Genomic DNA, 20,272 nt, shown 5'->3' on the forward strand with positions numbered 1-20,272 from the left:
GAAGATAATGGAGAATATATCGAGAGATCTTTTTGTACCAGTCTCAAAAGAAGAAAAACAGTATGAAACTATAGTCCGTCCAAGCATGAGCTATTGGCAAGATGCGTGGAGAAGGCTCAAAGCTAACAAGGTTGCAATGGCTTCTATGTGGGCAATAGTATTTTTTATAGTCCTTGCAATAGTTGGGCCAATGGTTATGCCATATAGGTATGATGAGCAGCTTCGTGGACATGAGGCGTTAGGGCCATCGCTTAAGCACTTGTTTGGAACTGATGAATTAGGAAGAGACCTTTTTGTAAGATGTCTATATGGTATGAGAATTTCCCTGTCTATTGGTATTGTTGCAACAATAATAAACATTGTAATTGGTGTATTGTATAGGGGAATTTCCGGATATATAGGTGGAAAAGTTGACAACATAATGATGAGAATAGTTGATATTTTATACAGCGTGCCCTTGATGATTTACGTAATTCTTCTTTCAGTGTCACTAAAGCCTGCGTTAGAAAAGCTGTTTGATAAATATGCCTTTTTAAGCGGACTTCAAACAGTAGGAGCACCACTTGTTTGTATCTATATCGCCTTGGGATTAACATATTGGATATCAATGGCGAGAATTGTTCGTGGTGAAATTTTGAGTTTAAAACAGCAAGAGTATGTGACAGCTGCAAAGACAATTGGTGCAAGTGGCCAGAAAATTTTGCTCAGGCACCTTATTCCAAATGCCATGGGGTCAATCATTGTTACAGCTACACCGCAGATTCCAAGCGCTATTTTTACAGAATCTTTCTTGAGCTTTATAGGGCTTGGTGTTGATGCACCTGTTCCATCGCTTGGTTCTCTTGCATCCGATGGAATAAATGGGTTTATATATTACCCTTACAGACTATTTTTCCCATCCCTTTTATTGTGTTTGATAATATTGGCATTTAACCTGTTTGGAGATGGACTTAGAGATGCACTTGATCCAAGAATGAGGAAGTAATTATCTTCATAACTAATAGAATTTGAGGTGAAAGAAGTTGGCCAATAAGCTGCTTGAAGTTAAAAACTTGAAAACCTCGTTTTTTACCCATGTGGGTGAAGTCAAAGCAGTAAACGATGTTTCGTTTGATGTATATAAAGGACAGACGGTAGGCATTGTAGGTGAATCTGGAAGTGGCAAGAGTGTAACATCAATGTCTATAATGAGACTTATTGCGCCACCAGGAAAAATTGTAGATGGTCAGATTATATTTGAAGGAAAGGACCTTTTAAAGCTGTCTGAAAAAGAGATGAGGGATATAAGAGGGAATAAAATCAGTATGATATTCCAAGACCCAATGACCTCTTTGAATCCTGTTTTTACAATAGGAAATCAGCTGATTGAGGCGATAAAGATTCACAACAAAGTTTCAACTGCTCAGGCTAAAAAAAGAGCGGTTGAGATGTTAAGGCTGGTTGGAATACCCAGCCCTGAAAGAAGACTTTCTCAGTACTCTCATGAGTTTTCGGGTGGTATGCGCCAAAGGGTAATGATTGCAATGGCACTGTCTTGCAATCCAAAGCTTTTGATTGCGGATGAGCCAACAACTGCGCTGGATGTTACGATACAGGCGCAAATATTAGACCTTCTTAAAAAACTTCAGCAGCAGCTAAAAATGTCAATCATACTTATTACACATGACCTTGGAGTTGTTGCTGATATATGTCAAAAAGTTATTGTTATGTATGGTGGAATAGTTGTGGAAGAGGGAAGTGTTGATGATATATTCTACAATCCAAAACACCCTTACACATGGGGACTTTTGAGGTCTGTGCCAAAGATGCACTTAGGACTCAAGAAAAGGCTTGTTCCTATTGAAGGTCAGCCACCAGACCTACTAAAGCCGCCAAAAGGATGTCCTTTTGCACCACGGTGTGATTATGCAATGAAGGTGTGCTTAGAGATACGACCACCATTTTTTGAAGTAGGCGATGGTCATCAGGCAAGGTGCTGGCTAAATCATGAATATGCTCCCCAAGAGCTACTTAGCAGGGCAAAGGCAGCAAACGAGTAGAGAAAAGAGGCAGGTGAAAAAATTTGGAAGAAATCCTGATTGAAATAAAGAACCTCAAAAAATATTTCCCTGTAAAAAAGTGGATTTGGCAAAAAGGCTTATATCAAAGCGGTAGACGATGTTAGCCTTTTTATAAAAAAAGGCGAGACGCTTGGTCTTGTTGGTGAAAGTGGATGCGGAAAGTCTACAACTGGAAGGACAATACTAAGGCTTTATGAACCCACAAGTGGTCAGATTATATTCAAAGGCAAAGACATAACAAAAAAAAGGACATGCTACCTTATAGAAAACACATGCAGATGATTTTCCAAGACCCTTATGCGTCTTTAAACCCAAGAATGACTGTAGGTGATATTATAGGTGAACCACTTGAAATTCACAACATTGCAAAGGGCAATGAGAAAAAAGAGAGAGTCCAAGAGTTATTGAGGCTTGTTGGGCTAAATAGCGAACATGCAAACAGATACCCTCATGAATTTTCTGGTGGGCAGAGGCAAAGAATAGGGATTGCGAGGGCGCTTGCTGTTGAGCCTGAGTTTATAATCTGTGATGAGCCAATATCAGCACTTGACGTTTCCATTTAGGCTCAGATTGTAAATATGCTTGAAGACCTGCAACAACAGCTTGGGCTGACATATTTGTTCTTTGCACATGATCTTTCAATGGTAAAGCATATAAGCAATAGAGTTGGAGTAATGTATTTAGGAAAACTGGTGGAACTTGCAGAGAGCAATGAACTTTATGATAAGCCTTTGCACCCATATACACAAGCACTGCTTTCTGCAATACCTATTCCTGACCCAAAAATTTCCAGAGAACGAACAAGGATTATATTAGAGGGCGATGTTCCAAGCCCGCTAAATCCGCCAAGTGGATGCAGATTTAGAACAAGGTGTAAATATGCATTTGACAGGTGCAAGGAAGAAGAGCCACAACTAAAAGATGTTGGGGCTGGTCATTACATAGCTTGCCATCTGATGGATAGAAAGTAGAGGCAAGCTGCGTAAAGATAAATAAAAAATTTTTACAAAAAGGAGGAGAGTGTTTATGAGAAAGCGTCTTATTGCTGCGTTTATTTTGGTGATGTTTTTGGTAACAGGTCTGTTTATTAACTCTAATTACAAGTCAACAGAGGCAGCTTCAAAACAGGTTTTTACCTACATCAACGGTGCTGAGCCAAAAACTATTGACCCTGCTTTAAATACTGCTGCTGATGCTGCAAACATTATCATTAATGTATTCGAAGGTTTGACAAGGGTTAATGCGAAAGGTGAAACTGTACCTGGTATGGCTGAGAAATGGACGGTTTCAAAAGATGGTCTTACTTACACTTTCTATATAAGAAAAAATGCAAAGTGGTCAGATGGCAAACCTGTTACAGCATATGATTTTGAGTATGCATGGAAAAGAGCTTTAGATCCAAAAACAGCTTCAGAGTATGCTTATCAGCTTTACTACATCAAAAACGGTCGTAAATTTAATGAAGGAAAGGCAAAAGCATCTGATGTTGGTGTAAAAGCTCTAAATGCAAGAACATTGCAAGTAAGATTAGAAGCACCAACACCATATTTCTTAGACCTGACAAACTTCCCAACATACTTCCCTGTAAGAAAAGATATAGTTGAAAAGTATGGTGACAAATGAGCAACTGACCCAAAAACGTATATAGGCAATGGTCCATTTATAATGACAAGGTGGGTTCACAACTCATATATTGAATTTAAGAAGAATCCTAACTATTGGGATGCAAAATCAATCACACTTGAAAAAATAGTATACAAGCTTTCAGAAGACGATAAAGCAAACCTCTTAGCATACGAAGCAGGACAGGTTGACGGAGCAGAGTCTGTTCCAACAGAAGAGATTCCAAGATTAATTAAACAGAAAAAGCTAAAGATTTGGCCACTTCTTGGCACATATTACTATGATGTCAACTGCAAACTAAAACCGTTTAATGACTGGAGAGTAAGAGCTGCACTTTCACTTGCAATTGATAGAACATATATCGTAGAAAATATAGGGAAACTTGGACAAAAGCCAGCAACAGGATTTGTACCATATGGTATCAAGGGTATTTCAAAAGACTTTAGAGTAGAAAGCGGTCATTACTTGCCAGTTAGAGCTGATTTAGCGAAGGCAAAGAAATTATTGGCTGAAGCTGGCTATCCAAACGGCAAAGGCTTCCCAGAAATTGAAATTATCTACAATACAAGTGAAGGGCACAAGAAGATTGCAGAGGCTATTCAAAACATGTGGCAGAAGCTAGGAATAAAAGTAAAACTTTCCAACATGGAATGGAAGGTATTGCAAGAGAGAAGACATAAGAAAGATTACATGGTTGCAAGAGATGGATGGCTTGGTGACTATGTTGACCCAATGACTTTCTTAGACCTATTTACATCATACAGTGATAACAACAATACCAACTGGAGCAACAAGAAGTATGATGAACTTATTGATAAAGCAAAGAAGACAGCAGACAGAAAACTGAGAATGCAATACATGATGCAAGCAGAGAAGATTTTGATGCAGGAGTATGCTATTATTCCAATCTACTTCTATGTAAAAGGACAGCTTCTGAGAGACTATGTAAAGAATTACTACATCTTTCCACTTGGATTTAACTACTTCATGTACGCAAAGATTGTAAAGTAAAAAAAAGTGAAGTAAAATATTAAGGGAAGAGCTGTTATAAATTGAGATAGCTCTTCCCCTTTTGCTTTTAAAAAGATTGGTATTTTACGTTTTCAAAATCGAGTAAGGCAGGTGATATTTTGAATGCTTAAAATAAATCTTAAGAAAACTCTGAGTTTACTTATTCTTATAAGCTTTTTGATGCTTTTACTGCAAGGCTGTTCCAGCAGTTCAGATGATATTAACAAAAAAGTAAGAATTGTTCTTGTTGGCAATTTCATAGGCGATGATAATGCACAAAAATTGATATCTGAGCTTGAAAAAAAGTCAGGCGATAAAATCTATATTGACCAGATTCTCTACACAGGAGATACTCCTAAATCTGAACAAGAATTTGCATTTATGCAAAAACTCATGGTGATGCTTGCAGCTGGTGAAGGTGATATTTATATCCTTGATAAAAAACTCTTTACAAATTATGCTCAAAATGGAGCATTCTATTCCTTGAGGTCTTTTGTAAGCAAAAACAAACTAAATAAATTTATTGATGATACATGTTACGTTAAGGAAAAAGACAAATCCACAAAGGATTTATATGGCATTAAGGCAGACAACGTTGAAATACTTAAAAAATATGGATTTGATACAAAAAACAAATACATTGCTATCTATGTAAGGAGCAATAAGTTTTCACGTGCACAAAAGGTACTGCTTGCTCTTTTAAGTAGTAAGTAAATAATTAACAATAAGGTATATTCCGTAGAAAATACACTTTTCTGATGCATCAAAAAAAGGTGAGTGCAAAGGATTTTCTCCTTTGCTATTTTCTCTTATTCCAAGCCTAAAATAAAGTGAGGGAACTTCTTGGCAGTAAAATGCAAAGTCTTCAGCTGTAAAACTAATTTGTGCCTCTTTAACATTTTCACTGTCAAGCAGCCTTTTTGCTATATTTGAAAACTCTTCAGCAATCTGAGGATTGTTAATCAAAGGTGGATATTGAAAGTAATAATTAACATTAACTTGACAATTATATTTTTGAGCCGAAAACTTTGCCAGATGTTGTATGCTTTCGTATATAAATTTTTGAACCTCACTATCAAATGTCCTCACAGTACCTTTTATCTTGCATGTATTTGCAATGACATTGTAAGTCTCCCCACTGCAAATAGACGAAAATGATACGTGAAAAGGAGATGTCTTTTTAGAGTATGCACAGAAGAAGTTGTTCGCACTTTGTATAAAGTCTATTGCTGGGTAGATTGGATTTTTAGTAAGCTCTGGCATTGCGGCATGTCCACCTTTTCCAATAAACTCTATTTCAAAATCGTCCACACTTGCCATGATAGCACTGTTTGAGATCTCAATTTTTCCAACATCAAGGTTTGGCCACACATGAAACCCTATCATTTTTTTTACGTCTGGATTTTTAAGCCCTCCTTCTTCAATGACTTTTTTAGCACCACCAGGACCTTCTTCTGCAGGTTGAAAAATAAATTTCACACATTTTTTATATCCAATGTCAACTAATGTTTTTGCAACTCCAAGTACAATTGCCATATGAAAATCATGGCCACAAGCATGCTTGGGTTTTCCATCAACAAGTATTGCGTCCATATCAGCTCTGATGGCAATACATTCATCTGAGTTATTAATGACTCCAATTACTCCTGTTTTTGCAACTGGATAGTTTTCTATTCCCCATTCAGTTAATTTTTTTCTTATAAATTCTTGTGTTTTATATTCTTCAAATGAAAGCTCAGGCGAGTTATGCAGCTCTTTTTGAATATTTTCAGCAACTTTTAGATTCTTCTCAATTGCTTCTCTAATGCTATTTGGTCGCAATTCCATGGGTTATTCACCTTCCTTTTGTAGGATTGAGTTTAGAACATCTCTTATCTTTTCAATTCCAGTTTTAAGTTCGAGGCTGTTGCAATCTAAGAAGCTAACTCTGAAAAAGTTGATAGAATTTGGTTTATGATAAAAACATGTATGAGGCTGTATCAGTACCTTTTCAGCTTTTAGCTTGTTGTAAATATATGCTGAAGAGGTTTTTGGTGGCAGTAAGAATGATACAAAAATACCTTTTGGATTTTGTGTAAATAGCCTTTTTGAGAGGTTATATTCTTTAATCAAATCTAGAAACAGTTTCCTCTTTTCTTGGATATATGATTTTAGTTTTTGAATATACAAGTCAAAATGATTTTTCAAAAAGTACGCAAAACATACTTGAATAAACAGCGATGTTGAGATATCTGCTGTAGATTTAAAATATGCAACCTCATCGGAAAACTCCAGGGGTGCCACCACAAAACCAATTCTTAAGGCTGGCATAGTAATTGTTGAAAAGCTTTTTATATAGAAAACCCTGTCTTGTTTATCATAAGCTTTTATAGGAAAACTCTCTTCTTCTGTTGCTATATCACTCAAAAAATCGTCTTCAATGATATAAAAGTTGTATTTTTCAGCAATCTCACACAAATATTTTTTGTATTCCTCAGTATACGAAATGCCGGTTGGGTTTTGAGAAAATGGAATTATATAAAGGGCTTTCGGAGAAAATTTTTTAACATAGTCTTCAATTTGGTCCATTTGGTCTATGTCGATTCCAATGATATTTAGGTGCATATTATTGAAAATATGATATGCCCCCAAATACGAAGGGTTTTCCATAAATATTGTATCGCCTGGTTTTAGGAAACTTTTTGCCACTATTTCTATTCCTTGCTGAGCACCAGAGACAATTATTACATTTGAAGAGTTGGTATAAATTTTAAATTTTTTTAAGTAGTCTTCAACCAAATATTCCTTTAAAGGATTTTTAAAAGGTTCAACATAGTCAAAAATCTGTGGACCAAAGCTGTCAATGGCAGCATTTATAGATGATTTAAACTCTTCAATAGGATATAAACTATATGGCAGTTTTGAGGATGCAAGGTTTATAGTTTCAACTGAGGAGGACAGTAGTATTTCTTCTTCAAATATCACTTTATCTTGATATTCGTTGTACACAACATAATATCCACTTCCAGGAACTGCTTTAATATATCCTTCAATCTGAAGTTGATTTAAAGCCTTTGTAACAGTGGAAAGATTGACTTTTAATTCCTTGCAAAGTTTCCTAACTGGCGGAAGCTTTTTCATATAGCTATACTCACCGGATAAAATCTTTTCTTTAATAGCTTCATAGAGCTGAACATAAAGAGGCTTTTTTGAACTTTTATCAAACTGTATTGATACACACATGGCTATCCTGCCTTTACACAGAGTTTATTTTAATTATAATAAAATGGACAAAAGGGTTCAATAAATTATATCGATACGGAGGTGCAACTTTATGAGCGAAGTTGTGAATGTAAATGAAAGATATGAACTGAATAAAAACCTTGCGCAGATGCTAAAAGGCGGTGTTATTATGGATGTAACATCGCCAAAAGAGGCAGAGATTGCCGAAAAAGCAGGTGCTGTGGCTGTGATGGCACTTCAGAAGGTTCCAGCTGACCTAAGGCGTGAGGGCAAGGTTGCGCGCATGGCAGATCCGAAAATCATTTTAGAGATTAAGAAGGCTGTTTCAATTCCTGTTATGGCAAAGGTGCGAATTGGTCATTTTGTTGAGGCACAGATTTTAGAAGCTTTGGGTATTGACTATATAGATGAGAGTGAAGTCTTAACACCTGCTGATGAGGAGCATCATATTGACAAATGGAAGTTTAAAGCTGCTTTTGTCTGTGGTGCAAGGGATTTAGGAGAGGCACTCAGAAGAATCCAAGAAGGTGCTTCTATGATAAGAACAAAAGGTGAAGCCGGCACAGGAAATGTTGTTGAAGCAGTAAGGCACTTGAGAAGGATTAACAAACAGATTGCTTATGCAGCATCTTTAAATGAAGATGAGCTTTACGCATATGCAAAGGAATTAGGTGTATCATATGAACTTTTGAAGAAAACTGCTGAGCTAAAAAGACTTCCTGTTGTGAACTTTGCAGCAGGTGGAATTGCAACACCAGCTGATGCAGCGCTTATGATGCAGCTTGGAGCAGATGGTGTGTTTGTTGGCTCTGGAATATTTAAGTCAAAAAACCCCGAAAAAAGAGCAAGGGCAATTGTCATGGCAACAACTTACTACAATGATCCAAAGATCTTGGCTGAAATTTCGTATGATCTTGGTGAGGAAATGGAAGGAATTGATTTAAGGGGCTTGTCGGCCGACCAACTTTTGCAGTTTAGGGGGAATTAAACGTTGAAGAGAATTGGAGTTTTGGCATTTCAAGGTGGAGTTATAGAGCATGTAAAAAAAGTTGAGGAACAAGGATGTGTGCCGGTTTTAGTAAAGAAAAACGAAGATTTAGATGGAGTAGATGGTTTGATTTTACCAGGTGGAGAGAGCACAACAATAGGAAAGTTTTTGATAGAAACTGGGATGAAGGATAAAATTTTAGAGCTGGCAAAACAGGGTCTACCAATGTGGGGAACCTGTGCAGGTGCAATTCTTTTGTCAAAGAGTATAAAAAACCAGGGCAGTGGTGTTTTGCCATTGCTTGACATAGTAATTGAAAGAAATGCTTATGGCAGTCAGCTTGACAGCTTCAAAAAAGAGGTTTTTGTGCCAAGGTTAAATAAAACAACTGAATGTGTTTTTATAAGGGCCCCAAAGATAGTTGAGGTTGGCTCAAATGTTGAAGTTTTAGCGCAGCTTGACACTCCTATTGCTGTGTTGCAAGGGAAGATTCTTGCAACAACATTTCATCCTGAGCTCACTTCTCAAAATTATTGGCATTCTTTCTTTATTGAGAATGTGGTAAAATAAACTTAAAGTTGTTTTCTTTCTTTTTCTTTTTTTTCTTTGAAATTTTCTTCTGGCTCAAAAAATAAGCAAAAACTCGCGTTATATTTTGATGGTGGGCAAATATGGGTTTTTAGGCAGTATCCATCCTTTTGATATTTACATGGATACGAACAGGTAATAAAACTCATGTTTTGTCCCCTCCCACTTTTATTTTTTGTAGTTTTTCAAATAAAATTTGAGTAATTTTTTAACAAAAAAAGGGGAATAATTTCAAAGATGATATTCAATGTAGGGGTTGATATTGTTGAGGTTGAAAGATTTAAGAGTATGAAAAGATTTGACAAATTTTTGAAAAGAGTATTTACTCAGAGGGAACTTGAATATATAAGTTCGAAAAACTACAATATCCAGACAATAGCAGGGTATTTTGCGGCAAAAGAGGCTGTTGCAAAAGCACTTTCAACAGGAGTGGTGTTTGGATTTAAAGACATTGAAATACAAAAAGATAAAAACGGCTGTCCAAGGGTAATACTTTATAACAAGGCAAAAGAAATTTGTGAGAATTTAAAGATCAAAAACATTGTCCTTAGTATCTCTCATCAAAGGCTGGTAGCTGTTGCATGTGCAGTTGCTGAAAAAGAGGAGTGAGAAAAGATGTATGTTCTAACTTCTCAGCAAATGAAAGAGATTGATAAAAAAGCAACAGCTGAAATTGGAATTCCTGAAGTTGTTTTGATGGAGAACGCTGGGTTTTGTGTATTTGAAGAAATCAAAAAGGATTTTGGATGCTTGAAAGACAAGAAGATTGCCATTTTTTGTGGTAAAGGGAACAATGGCGGCGATGGTTTTGTCACTGCGCGCTATCTATTAGAAGAGTCAAAAGATGTTCATATATTTATATTCGGTGAAGAAGTAACACCATCTTCAAAAGTTTTCTTACAAGTATTAAAAAACTTAGGGGCTGACATTCAAAAGCTAAATGAAGAAGTAATAACAAGCCTTTATCAAAAGAAATTTGACATTGTGGTTGATGGGATATTCGGGATAGGTCTTACAAGAGATGTTGAGGGGCTGTACAAGCAGGTAATTGAGTACATAAACTCATCGAAAGCCTATGTTTATTCTATCGATATTCCAAGTGGTGTTTGTTCTGACACAGGTAAGATAAAAGGCGTTGCGGTAAAAGCAAACAAAACAATTACCTTCATGTATCCTAAAGTTGGAAATATCCTTTATCCGGGGACGCATCTTTGTGGTAAGCTAATTGTAAAAGACATTGGTATTCCTAAGGTTTTAGCAGAGAATGTAAATACTAAAGTTTTGACTAAGGAAGAACTGAATCTTGAAAAGCTCTATCGCTATCCTGATACACACAAAGGTGACTATGGAAAAGTTGGGGTTGTAGCAGGGTCAAAATTCTTCCCGGGTGCTTCCATTCTTTGTGCAAATGCTTGTGTTAAAAGTGGATGTGGGCTATGTTTTTTATTCTCACCAGCTGAGAATGTAGTTACGCATAATTTTAGATATCCGGAGATAATCTTGATGCCAGTTGAAAGTAAAGATGGTATAGTAACTTTTGAAGGGTTCAAAAAGAAAGAGGAGTTTTTGCAAAAGCTTGATGTCATTGCATTTGGATGTGGTCTTACCCAATCAGAGGAGACTGAAAAGATATTGATTCATATTTTGAAAAACTTTCAAATACCTATTGTAATAGATGCAGATGGTTTGAATGTTTTGGCAAAAAGTGAAGAGCTGCATTCTCTTTTACGTGAATATGAGGCATGCAAAATATTGACACCACATTACAAAGAAGCATCAAGAATACTTGGATGTGATGTGGATGATGTGGCTAAAAATCCCATTGATGCAGCTCTTGAAATTTCAAAAAGGTTTGATTGTGTGTGCATTTTAAAAAGTGCAAGAACTATAATTACAGATAGTCACAAAGTTTTTATTAATGTCCTTGGTAATCCTGGTATGGCAAAAGGTGGAAGCGGAGATGTTCTGACTGGAATAGTTTCAGCAATGCTCTCTCAAGGGTATGACGCCTTAGATGCAGCCAAACTTGCTGTTTATTTGCATTCACTCTCTGCTGATATCTTGCTTGAAAGAAAAACAGTGCAAACTATTTTGCCTTCAGAGATAATTGAAAACCTTGATATTGCTTTCAGGAGAGTAATTGAGGATTGATATAAAAATAGAGAAAATGTTAGAATCAAAGATACTTTCTTTTATTGTGATTGCAATACTGATCATGGTTTTACTTGCCTCTTGTAAAAGCGGCAGCACTCAAGGCACACTTAAAATCTATCCAGATTACATTGCAAAAGGATCTGTAGAGATAGTTTCCAATAAATTGGTATCAAAATACTATTTTTCTGAACAAAGAGTAAATGGAAAGGTAAAAGCAGAATTTCAAAAGGACGAAAGAAAAATAAAGATAACCAAGGAAGATGGTAAAATTATATTAGAGGGGAGAGAGTTAAAAAACATTGCAGAAGATATTTTTTGAATACTATATTGATAAGCTTATAAATAGCGAAAAGTACTCTATAGTGAAACAAGCCGAATCTACCATAATAACACTTGAGTTAAAAGATGATATCAGATATTAGCACTACTATTTTGAGAATTGAAAGCTAAAAAAGATAGCTGTAATCTATCAAGATGAAAGATTTATAAAGACAATCTACCTGACGGAATATAAAAAGTTCAGAAAGGGATGAAAGAAAGTTGTATTTGTACAGCCGTGTATGGGCAGAGATAAACCTTGATAACCTTATTTACAACATCAATAACATCAAAAGAAAGATTTTGCCTAATACCCAGATTATGGCTGTTGTCAAAGCTGATGCGTACGGGCATGGAGCAATTGAGGTATCAAGGGTTTTAGTTAGAAATGGTATTAACATGCTTGCTGTTGCAATAATTGATGAGGCACTGCAGCTGAGGCATTACAACTTTGATGTTCCAATTTTGATATTAGGATTTACTCCTTTTGACCTATCTGATCAGGTTGTTGAAAATGACATTAGTCAAACAGTCTATACATTTGAGCAAGCGTATTATTTAAATGAGGCTGCAAAAAAGGTAGGGAAAAAAGCAAGGGTACATATCAAAGTTGATACTGGTATGGGAAGGATTGGTTTTTTGTGCAATGAAGAGAGCATAGCTACCGTAATAAAGATAGCAAATCTTTCGAATATTGAGCTTGAGGGTATATTTTCTCATTTTTCTTCAGCAGATGACCCGCAGTCTGATGATTTTACATCCGATCAATTTTTAAAATTTGAAAACTTTGTGAAAGAACTAAATAAAAATGGGGTATACTTTAAATATAAGCATATTGCAAACAGTGCTGCGGCAATCCGTTTCCCCCAGTATCAACTTGATATAGTAAGGCTTGGGCTTGTACTTTATGGGCTTTATCCAAGTGAGGCTGTGAAAAAAGAAATTGATTTAAAACCTGTTATGTCTATCAAAGCGAAAGTAATCAATGTCAAGGAGGTACCCAAAGGATATCCTATAAGTTATAACAGAAGATATATAACACCATGCAAAAGTAAGATTGCTACAATACCCATTGGTTATGCTGATGGTTTTACGAGAGTTGGAAGTGAGAAGAGGTATGTTCTTATCAATGGAGAGTATGCGAAGGTTGTAGGGAATATATGTATGGACCAATGCATGGTGGATGTAACTCACATAAAAGATGTCAAGATTGGTGATGAGGTTGTAATCATAGGAAGACAAGGGGAAAAAGAAATTACAGCAGATGATTTGGCATCGCAAATTGGCACTATAAACTATGAAGTGATATGTTCTGTAAGCAAAAGAATTCCACGCGTTTATATCAAGGATGGGCGAGTTGTCAAAATATTAAACTACATCTTATAAAAAATTTACATTGATTTAAACTACTTAAAGAATTTATAATGGTAATAAGCTCATCCGCTATTCCGCTTTGATTGTTTCTTGTATATTTTGTTCTGTAAGGGGGAAATTAGATGCTGCAGATACGAATTATGAAATATCTTTTGCAATATAGCAGTATGGATTTGTATGAAAATGGCTTTTTGAGACCATTTGCACAAAGAAGAAGGATGCGAAGAATTGAAAGAGATCTTAAAAGTTGTTATAAAAAATATGCAGATTTAAACAGGACAATTGCAAATGAATGGTTAGCTCTTGACTTTGAGGGGCTTGTCAAGTATGAGAATATAATATATGAAGACTTATACCATGATTTTTATAAATTTGAAGAAAGTAGGATAGCGGAGAGTGAAGAAAGTGCTGCAACAAAATCAAAACCAAAATCAGACGTTTGAAATTAAAAGAGGAGACATATTTTATGCCGACCTTGCTCCGCATGTTGGGTCTGAGCAGGGTGGCATAAGACCTGTGCTAGTGATTCAGAATGATATTGGGAATAAATACAGTCCAACAGTAATTGTTGCTGCAATAACTTCACAGATTAGCAAAGCAAAGTTTCCCACCCATGTTGAAATCCATGCAGGTGAGTTTGGACTTACCAAGGACTCTGTTATTTTGCTTGAACAGATAAGAACAATTGATAAAGTAAGACTTAAAAACAAGGTTGGCAAGCTTTCTGATGAGGTTATGGAAAAGGTAAATAGGGCTATATTGATTAGTCTTGGGCTGATAGAATGGACAACGGAGGGATACGATTGGAAAAAGAAAGAAGGCGCTGGTATAAAAAAGGCTTAAATCTAACAATAGTAGCTATTGTATTGCTGGCAATAGGCAGTGGAGTAATTTTTGCATCTAACCAGTCAATTGACAAGGACGCACTCATAACATATGGATTTTTCAAAAAGCAAATTGACCAGTTAGAGAGTTACATAAATTCGAGGATAAATGAATTAAATACAAAAATTAACAAAGTAAGCAACACCACATCGAACAATGCTGAGGTTGCCCAGCTTCAAAAACAGCTTTCTACTTTAACTTTAGAACTGGAGAAACTAAAAAAACAAGTTTCTGATTTGGAGACGAAGATAAAAGGGCAAAATCAGGCCCAAGGTCAATCAAAAAGTGGTTTTACTTCTACAAAAGGGTATGAGGTAATAAAGTTGCCAAAAGGCAAGGTTATTGTATTTGACGCATCGACAGAGTTTATTGTAAGGGTAGGAAAAGCGATATCAATAGTTCCCAAAGGAACATCTATAATTGATTTGACAGCTGCAAAGGATATTGGAAATGGTGTACAGCTTCCTGCAAATCATTTATTATTGGTGGTAAAAGGTGACGGGAGAGGATTTAAGGCTGTAAATGATGTATGGGTAATAGTAAATGGTGGGTATAAAATAAAATAGCAGGAGAGTATGAGAGAATGAAAATAAGTGTAATTTCAGCAGTGGTGGCAGGTTTTTTGTCTTTTTTCTCACCTTGTATTCTTCCACTTGTGCCCATTTACATTCTTTATATCTTTTCACAAAGAAGAGGCAAAATAAAAAGTGGATTTTTATTTGTACTGGGATTTAGCATAGTATTTGTTGCGCTTGGAAGTGTGGCAGCGCTGTTTGGAACTCTATTTTCCCAGTATAAATGGGCAATTACAAAGATAGCAGCAATAATCTTAATTTTGATGGGTCTGGTGATGCTTGACTTGTCACCAGATTTTTTCAAAAGGTTTTTTATACCTATAGGAGGTAATGGTAACGATCAAAAAGAAAGAACTCCTCTGATTTTAGGGATGCTTTTGAGTATCAGCTGGACGCCTTGTGTAGGACCAATTTTGGCATCAATTTTAAGTTTGGCTGCTGTGCAAAAGACTTTTGTAAAAGGGGTGATGCTTTTAGTATTTTATTCTATTGGTTTTGCCTTGCCATTTTTATTAGCTTCTCTTTTTACAGAAAGGCTAAAAGGCTTTTTTAATTTCATGAACAGACATGTCAAAACAGTAGAGTATTTAACAGGAGTCCTGATGATAGTTTTTGGAGCCCTTGTCTTTTTCGACAAGATAAATATCCTGAGGTGATAAAATTTGAATCAGAGGTGAAATTTTATGTTGAATCAAAGGACAAAAAGTGTTATCTTTATAATAGTTGCAGCACTACTTATTGGTCTTTTAATTTATCAATTTATACCACGAACAAAGTCGCAAATAAAAGTTGAGGGCGCTGTTGATTTTACGCTTGAATCTGTTGATGGTAAAGAGTATTCAATTTCAAATTTTAGGGGCAAAAAGGTGATTTTAAACTTTTTTGCTACTTGGTGTCCACCATGCAAAGCTGAGATTCCTGATTTTGAAAGGTTTCATCAAAATAATAAAGACATAGTTTTAATTGGAGTGAATATTCAAGAGGACAAAAAGACAGTTGAAGAGTTTTTAAAATCAATGGGAATAAGTTACATTGTGCTTTTAGATAAAGATGGTAAAATTGCTTCAAGTTTTGGCATAGATGGGATACCTACAACATTTTTATTGGATGAAAATGGCAGAGTAGTAGCAAAAAAGGTTGGTATGATGACATACGATGAACTTGAGAGATTTATAAAACAAAAATAGAGGGACTGAAAAAGATGCTTTACAATGAAAGACTTTTGTACGGGGATTTATGGGTTGAAATAAATGGGTCGTTAGCATCAATAGGTATTACCAAAAGTCTTGAAAGAGAACTTGGAGATATTGTCATATTTGAATTTTTAAAAACTAATGGTTATCTTCAGCAGGGTGAAGAATTTGCAAAGATTGAGACAATTTATAAAACATATACATTAAAATCTCCTATTAGCGGCTTTATAAGACGTGCTAATTGTAAGTTGTGTTATGATCCTACTATATTAAATTTATTTCCAGAGGAGACAGAAATAATTAGTATAGACATAGAGCAACTTGTGTGATATAATGGTACAAGTGAATATTTACAGATAAAGGGGTTGGGAATACTGATGAGAATGGGTAGAAGAATTGTTGCTATTGTTGTATTGATTGCACTTGCGATAAGTCTAATACCACTTTATTCACATGCTGCGGACTTTCCGGTTACAGTAAAAGATGGAAAAGGTAATAGCATTACAGTAAAACAAAAACCTCAAAGAATTCTTTCGTTGGCGCTTCAGACAGATGAAATTCTTTTGAACATGGTTTCACCAAGCAGAATTATAGGTCTTTCTATATTTGCAGATGATAAGAACAATTCAAACGTTGTGAACTTGGCTAAAAATGTGAAAGGTAGATATTCAAGCAATGACATTGAAAAGATAATTGCTGCAAAGCCTGACCTTGTAATAGTGCCCTATTACATTGACAAGGCTAAATATGACCTTTTAAAGAAAGGTTTAAGGTGTCCTATATATGTGAGCTTAAATCCAAATTCGTTTGCGAATATAAAGCAGGAGATTATCAATCTTTCGAAACTAACAGGTGAAATTCAAAAGGGGCAGGCTCTTATAAAATACATGAATGACAAAATAAATGCTGTTCAGAAAAAGGTAAAATATCTCAGAAAGAAAAAATATGTTCTTTTCTACACATATTACTTTAACTCTACATATGGCAAAAATACTACCCAACATGAAATAGCAAAATATGCAGGAGTTATAAACATAGCTGCTGTTGCAGGTTTGAAAGGCTGGCCAACAATTACAAAAGAACAGATTTTAGAGTGGGACCCAGACATAATTGTCATTCCATCAGTTTCATATAATCCTAAGGAAACTTCTCAGCAATATGTAGAGAAATTCAAAAAAGACCCTGCTTTCAAAAACTTGAAAGCTGTTAAAAACAATGCAGTAATTATACTTGACGACAGGCACATTCAGACAGTTTCGCATTACATTGTAGAAGGTGTTTACGACTTAGCAAAGGCTGCTTATCCATATCTGTTTAAATAATACGAAAGATTTTGAAGTGGTGGTAAGTATTGAAAAAGGTTTTTGTAGTACTGTGCGTAATACTTTTAATAGTATTTGTGATATCAATAGGGGTGGGAAGTGTATTTATCCCTCCCCTTCGTGTTTTAAAGGCACTTTTTTCACTCATTGGTTTTAAAGTAGCTGGGGTCAACGAGATGGATTTGACAATCATAGGCCAGATTAGACTTCCCAGGATAATAATTGCTATGATTGTGGGCATGAGCTTGTCTGTTGCAGGAGCACTTGTGCAAGGACTTTACAGAAACCCTATGGCAGACCCAGGAATAATTGGAACATCAAGCGGTGCGAGCTTGGGGGCAATTTCATGTATAGCCCTTTCACTAAATACAGTAAACATATTTTATTTGCCTGCTTTTTCATTTGTAGGGGCTCTTTTAGTTTCTTTTTTGGTATACAGGCTTGCAACAAAAAATGGCAGAACCCCAATCTTGAATTTAATTTTAATTGGTATTGCTGTATCTACTTTTATTTCTTCAATAAATTCACTTATCCTTTCAAACATCAATCAGTATCAGGTGAGCGAATATATATTTTGGATGCTAGGTGGGCTTGATAGCCGCAGCTGGACACATGTAAAGATAAGTTTTGTACCTCTTGCTCTTTTGATACTGTGTTCACTTATTTTTGCAAAGAGGATAAACATTCTAATATTGGGAGAAGAAGAAAGCTATACAATTGGTGTTAACCCTGAGAGACTCAAAAAACGGCTTTTAATTTTAGTTTCTCTTTTAACAGGAATTGCAGTTTCAGTATCAGGTGCGATTTCATTTGTGGGGCTGGTAACACCACATATTTTAAGGCTTATTGTAGGAAGTGATTATAGAAAACTCATTCCTGCCTCAATTCTGGGCGGTGGGATTTTTTTGACAGTGTGCGACACAATTGCAAGGGTATTGTTTTCACCAATCGAGGTAAAGGTTGGGATTATAACCTCAATTGTTGGTGCACCATACTTTTTGTACCTTTTAAAAAAGCGCGAAAATGAGGTGACAATCTAAAAACTATGCCTCTTTATATCGAAAACCTTAAGTGTGGATATGCAAAGCCGATAGTTGAAGTTGAAGATAAAATAGAATTTGAAGAAGGAAAAGTATATGGGATAATTGGACCTAACGGCAGCGGAAAGAGTACATTTATCAAGGCTTTGGCTGGGGTTGCTAAAGTTTTCGAGGGGAAGGTTTATTATAATCAAACAGATATTTTTTTGCTTTCTGATCTGCAGCGAGCAAGGATAATTTCTTACATGCCCCAGAATATATTTTCAAACTTTCCTTTTACGGTATTTGATGTTGTAATGATGGGAAGATACCCTCATGAAAAAAGTAGATTTTTAAATGACAAAGAGAGCAAGAAGATTGCTGAAGAAAAGATAGATATGGTAAATCTCACGAGCAAGAAGCAATCAAGTATTCTGCAGATTTCAGGTGGTGAGAGGCAGAGAACTTCATTTGCAAGGGTGCTTGCGCAAGAGAGCAGGATTTTGCTTTTAGATGAACCTAATTCAAACCTTGACATTACACATCAAGAAAGGATTTTAGATATTGTAAAAAATGAAGTAAAAACAGGCAAGATTGCTATAATGGCACTTCACAATATAAAGCTTGCAGCGAAGTTTTGCAATATTGTATTTTTGATGAAACATGGCAAGATTGTAGATTTTGGAAGACCACAGGATGTGATAAATCCAGAGAATATAAAAAAGGTGTACAATGTAGATGCCATCGTATATAAAAATCCTTTTGGAATATATGACATAGAACTTATTCAAAAAGAAGACGAAAATGGTATTCATGTGCATGTTGTAGCAGGTGGTGGTGCGGGACAGGAGCTTTATAAGATTTTAGTTGAAATGGGGTTTAAAGTTACAACAGGTGTTCTTGCTACAAACGACACTGACTATGAGACCGCTCAAGCTCTATCAATTTACACCATTTTTACAAAACCGTTTATGCCAATTGGAGAAGAAGAGTATATTGAAAATGTTGAGTTTATAAAGAAAGCAGACTTCTGTATTCTTTGTAATATTCCATTTGGAATTCAGAATATAAAAAATCTTGAAGCGCTACGGTTTGCAAAAAAACTGTTTATTATAGAAAAAGAGGATATTTCAAAGCGTGATTTTACCGGTGGTATTGCCACAAATCTTTATAATAATCTCAAGGAAAAAGCTGTGGTTGTAAATAGCCTAAAAGAGTTAAAATCTCTACTTCAAAAAGAAAACGCTAAAATTTTAGGGAGGTAATGTAAATGAATCCAAACAAAAAGTGGTGGATTGATATAAATCTTGAAACTTTAAAGAAAAATCTAGAGGCGAGAAACTTTGAATGTTTTATTGTAGAGAGGAAGGAAGATGTTGTATCTTTGCTTGAAAAGATAATAAAAGAGGGCTCAGTGGTTTCGTGTGGAGGTTCAATGACGCTTTTTGAGTGTGGGGTAATTGATTTTTTGAGAAATGGGAAGTTTAACTTTTTAGACAGGTACAAAGAGGGTTTGAGTGCTGAAGATATAGGAGAGATTTACAGAAAATCGTTTTGGGCAGATTACTATCTAATGTCAGTAAACGCCATAACACTTGATGGTAAACTCATCAATATTGATGGCAATGGTAACAGACTTGCAGCTTTGATGTTTGGACCAAAAAATGTGATAGTAATTGTGGGGATAAATAAGCTTGTTTTGAACGAACAAGAGGGTATAAACAGGGTGAGAAACATTGCATCACCTATGAATGCAAAAAGACTCTCAAAGAACACACCTTGCAGTTCTTCAGGCAAGTGCCATGACTGCCTGAGCAGCGATTGCATATGTAGCCACATTGTGGTCACAAGAAGACACCCGGTAAAAGGGCGTATAAAGGTTATAGTTGTAAAAGAGGATTTGGGATTCTAAGTAATACTATAGAAACATTTGTGTAACA

At 35.7% G+C, this 20,272-nt stretch carries 22 protein-coding genes and 2 pseudogenes; 22 read left to right on the forward strand and 2 right to left on the reverse strand.

The features are described 5' to 3' along the window. The first annotated feature begins 7 nt into the window (after positions 1-7). From OTJ99_RS03975 to OTJ99_RS03995, 5 genes and pseudogenes are all read left to right on the forward strand, one after another. Positions 8-985: an ABC transporter permease gene (locus OTJ99_RS03975; protein ID WP_045165140.1), complete on the forward strand. Its 978-nt coding sequence runs from the start codon at positions 8-10 to the stop codon at positions 983-985. Positions 986-1,022: 37 nt separating this feature from the next. Beyond that, positions 1,023-2,039 carry an ABC transporter ATP-binding protein gene (locus OTJ99_RS03980; RefSeq protein WP_045165139.1) on the forward strand — a complete coding sequence of 339 codons (1,017 nt, stop codon included), beginning with the start codon at positions 1,023-1,025 and terminating at the stop codon, positions 2,037-2,039. A gap of 23 nt (positions 2,040-2,062) precedes the next feature. After that, positions 2,063-3,031: pseudogene (locus tag OTJ99_RS03985) on the forward strand (ABC transporter ATP-binding protein). 55 nt (positions 3,032-3,086) lie between these two features. Beyond that, a pseudogene (locus OTJ99_RS03990) lies at positions 3,087-4,694 on the forward strand (peptide ABC transporter substrate-binding protein). A gap of 123 nt (positions 4,695-4,817) precedes the next feature. Next, positions 4,818-5,408, forward strand: coding sequence for a type 2 periplasmic-binding domain-containing protein (locus tag OTJ99_RS03995; protein WP_045165138.1), 591 nt, complete (start codon positions 4,818-4,820; stop codon positions 5,406-5,408). On the opposite strand, the gene OTJ99_RS04000 is transcribed toward OTJ99_RS03995, so the two are convergent. Continuing rightward, entirely contained in the window at positions 5,394-6,521 is a 1,128-nt protein-coding gene (locus OTJ99_RS04000; RefSeq protein ID WP_045165137.1) for a M20 family metallopeptidase, read from the reverse strand. The genes OTJ99_RS03995 and OTJ99_RS04000 overlap by 15 nt on opposite strands. A 3-nt stretch (positions 6,522-6,524) precedes the next feature. Then, positions 6,525-7,916 (reverse strand): aminotransferase-like domain-containing protein, encoded by a 1,392-nt coding sequence (locus tag OTJ99_RS04005; RefSeq protein ID WP_045165136.1) that lies wholly within the window; start codon positions 7,914-7,916, stop codon positions 6,525-6,527. A gap of 91 nt (positions 7,917-8,007) precedes the next feature. Between OTJ99_RS04005 and pdxS the strand changes: the two genes are divergently transcribed. From pdxS to OTJ99_RS04090, 17 genes are all read left to right on the forward strand, one after another. Further along, positions 8,008-8,904, forward strand: coding sequence for a pyridoxal 5'-phosphate synthase lyase subunit PdxS (gene pdxS / locus OTJ99_RS04010; protein ID WP_045165135.1), 897 nt, complete (start codon positions 8,008-8,010; stop codon positions 8,902-8,904). Positions 8,905-8,907: 3 nt separating this feature from the next. Then, positions 8,908-9,474, forward strand: a complete 567-nt coding sequence (pdxT, locus tag OTJ99_RS04015; protein WP_045165134.1) for a pyridoxal 5'-phosphate synthase glutaminase subunit PdxT — start codon at positions 8,908-8,910, stop codon at positions 9,472-9,474. A gap of 255 nt (positions 9,475-9,729) precedes the next feature. Beyond that, positions 9,730-10,101 carry a holo-ACP synthase gene (gene acpS / locus OTJ99_RS04020; RefSeq protein WP_045165133.1) on the forward strand — a complete coding sequence of 124 codons (372 nt, stop codon included), beginning with the start codon at positions 9,730-9,732 and terminating at the stop codon, positions 10,099-10,101. Positions 10,102-10,107: 6 nt separating this feature from the next. Next, a complete protein-coding gene (locus OTJ99_RS04025; RefSeq protein ID WP_045165132.1) occupies positions 10,108-11,643 on the forward strand; it encodes a bifunctional ADP-dependent NAD(P)H-hydrate dehydratase/NAD(P)H-hydrate epimerase in 1,536 nt (511 codons plus the stop codon). Further along, positions 11,633-11,965, forward strand: a complete 333-nt coding sequence (locus OTJ99_RS04030; RefSeq protein ID WP_235374637.1) for a hypothetical protein — start codon at positions 11,633-11,635, stop codon at positions 11,963-11,965. The genes OTJ99_RS04025 and OTJ99_RS04030 overlap by 11 nt, the downstream gene beginning before the upstream one ends. Beyond that, positions 11,946-12,068 (forward strand): hypothetical protein, encoded by a 123-nt coding sequence (locus OTJ99_RS04035; protein WP_269015422.1) that lies wholly within the window; start codon positions 11,946-11,948, stop codon positions 12,066-12,068. The genes OTJ99_RS04030 and OTJ99_RS04035 overlap by 20 nt, the downstream gene beginning before the upstream one ends. A 118-nt stretch (positions 12,069-12,186) precedes the next feature. Beyond that, entirely contained in the window at positions 12,187-13,350 is a 1,164-nt protein-coding gene (alr, locus tag OTJ99_RS04040) for an alanine racemase (RefSeq protein WP_045165131.1), read from the forward strand. Positions 13,351-13,460: 110 nt separating this feature from the next. Further along, entirely contained in the window at positions 13,461-13,781 is a 321-nt protein-coding gene (locus OTJ99_RS04045) for a hypothetical protein (protein WP_045165130.1), read from the forward strand. A gap of 1 nt (position 13,782) precedes the next feature. Beyond that, positions 13,783-14,181 (forward strand): type II toxin-antitoxin system PemK/MazF family toxin, encoded by a 399-nt coding sequence (locus tag OTJ99_RS04050; protein WP_235374709.1) that lies wholly within the window; start codon positions 13,783-13,785, stop codon positions 14,179-14,181. After that, positions 14,142-14,789 (forward strand): coiled-coil domain-containing protein, encoded by a 648-nt coding sequence (locus OTJ99_RS04055; protein ID WP_045165128.1) that lies wholly within the window; start codon positions 14,142-14,144, stop codon positions 14,787-14,789. Before OTJ99_RS04050 ends, OTJ99_RS04055 begins: the two co-directional genes overlap by 40 nt. Positions 14,790-14,806: 17 nt before the next feature. Then, positions 14,807-15,454: a cytochrome c biogenesis CcdA family protein gene (locus OTJ99_RS04060; protein WP_045165127.1), complete on the forward strand. Its 648-nt coding sequence runs from the start codon at positions 14,807-14,809 to the stop codon at positions 15,452-15,454. Positions 15,455-15,481: 27 nt separating this feature from the next. Further along, a complete protein-coding gene (locus OTJ99_RS04065) occupies positions 15,482-15,985 on the forward strand; it encodes a TlpA family protein disulfide reductase (RefSeq protein WP_045165126.1) in 504 nt (167 codons plus the stop codon). Positions 15,986-15,999: 14 nt separating this feature from the next. Then, a complete protein-coding gene (locus tag OTJ99_RS04070) occupies positions 16,000-16,320 on the forward strand; it encodes a glycine cleavage system protein H (protein ID WP_045165125.1) in 321 nt (106 codons plus the stop codon). 48 nt (positions 16,321-16,368) lie between these two features. Further along, positions 16,369-17,313: an ABC transporter substrate-binding protein gene (locus tag OTJ99_RS04075; RefSeq protein WP_235374636.1), complete on the forward strand. Its 945-nt coding sequence runs from the start codon at positions 16,369-16,371 to the stop codon at positions 17,311-17,313. A gap of 29 nt (positions 17,314-17,342) precedes the next feature. After that, complete coding sequence (locus OTJ99_RS04080; protein WP_045165124.1) at positions 17,343-18,353, forward strand: FecCD family ABC transporter permease; 1,011 nt, start codon at positions 17,343-17,345, stop codon at positions 18,351-18,353. 5 nt (positions 18,354-18,358) lie between these two features. Next, the gene (locus tag OTJ99_RS04085; protein ID WP_045165123.1) at positions 18,359-19,597 is read left to right on the forward strand and encodes an ABC transporter ATP-binding protein; all 1,239 of its coding nucleotides are present in this window, start codon (positions 18,359-18,361) and stop codon (positions 19,595-19,597) included. 5 nt (positions 19,598-19,602) lie between these two features. Next, positions 19,603-20,244, forward strand: coding sequence for a lactate utilization protein (locus OTJ99_RS04090; RefSeq protein WP_045165122.1), 642 nt, complete (start codon positions 19,603-19,605; stop codon positions 20,242-20,244). Positions 20,245-20,272: the final 28 nt, after the last annotated feature.

It is taken from the genome of Caldicellulosiruptor naganoensis (genome assembly GCF_026914285.1).
Classification (GTDB): domain Bacteria; phylum Bacillota; class Thermoanaerobacteria; order Caldicellulosiruptorales; family Caldicellulosiruptoraceae; genus Caldicellulosiruptor; species Caldicellulosiruptor naganoensis.

Excerpts from the sequence above, each read along its gene's own strand:
- OTJ99_RS04000 (WP_045165137.1), bottom strand. The coding sequence starts at position 6,521 with ATGGAATTGCGACCAAATAGCATTAGAGAAGCAATTGAGAAGAATCTA.
- OTJ99_RS04005 (WP_045165136.1), bottom strand. The coding sequence starts at position 7,916 with ATGTGTGTATCAATACAGTTTGATAAAAGTTCAAAAAAGCCTCTTTAT.
- OTJ99_RS04075 (WP_235374636.1), top strand. The coding sequence starts at position 16,369 with ATGAGAATGGGTAGAAGAATTGTTGCTATTGTTGTATTGATTGCACTT.
- acpS (WP_045165133.1), top strand. The coding sequence starts at position 9,730 with ATGATATTCAATGTAGGGGTTGATATTGTTGAGGTTGAAAGATTTAAG.
- OTJ99_RS04085 (WP_045165123.1), top strand. The coding sequence starts at position 18,359 with ATGCCTCTTTATATCGAAAACCTTAAGTGTGGATATGCAAAGCCGATA.
- OTJ99_RS04090 (WP_045165122.1), top strand. The coding sequence starts at position 19,603 with ATGAATCCAAACAAAAAGTGGTGGATTGATATAAATCTTGAAACTTTA.
- OTJ99_RS03975 (WP_045165140.1), top strand. The coding sequence starts at position 8 with ATGGAGAATATATCGAGAGATCTTTTTGTACCAGTCTCAAAAGAAGAA.
- OTJ99_RS04070 (WP_045165125.1), top strand. The coding sequence starts at position 16,000 with ATGCTTTACAATGAAAGACTTTTGTACGGGGATTTATGGGTTGAAATA.
- OTJ99_RS03995 (WP_045165138.1), top strand. The coding sequence starts at position 4,818 with ATGCTTAAAATAAATCTTAAGAAAACTCTGAGTTTACTTATTCTTATA.
- OTJ99_RS04045 (WP_045165130.1), top strand. The coding sequence starts at position 13,461 with ATGCTGCAGATACGAATTATGAAATATCTTTTGCAATATAGCAGTATG.
- OTJ99_RS04025 (WP_045165132.1), top strand. The coding sequence starts at position 10,108 with ATGTATGTTCTAACTTCTCAGCAAATGAAAGAGATTGATAAAAAAGCA.
- OTJ99_RS04065 (WP_045165126.1), top strand. The coding sequence starts at position 15,482 with ATGTTGAATCAAAGGACAAAAAGTGTTATCTTTATAATAGTTGCAGCA.
- OTJ99_RS04060 (WP_045165127.1), top strand. The coding sequence starts at position 14,807 with ATGAAAATAAGTGTAATTTCAGCAGTGGTGGCAGGTTTTTTGTCTTTT.
- pdxS (WP_045165135.1), top strand. The coding sequence starts at position 8,008 with ATGAGCGAAGTTGTGAATGTAAATGAAAGATATGAACTGAATAAAAAC.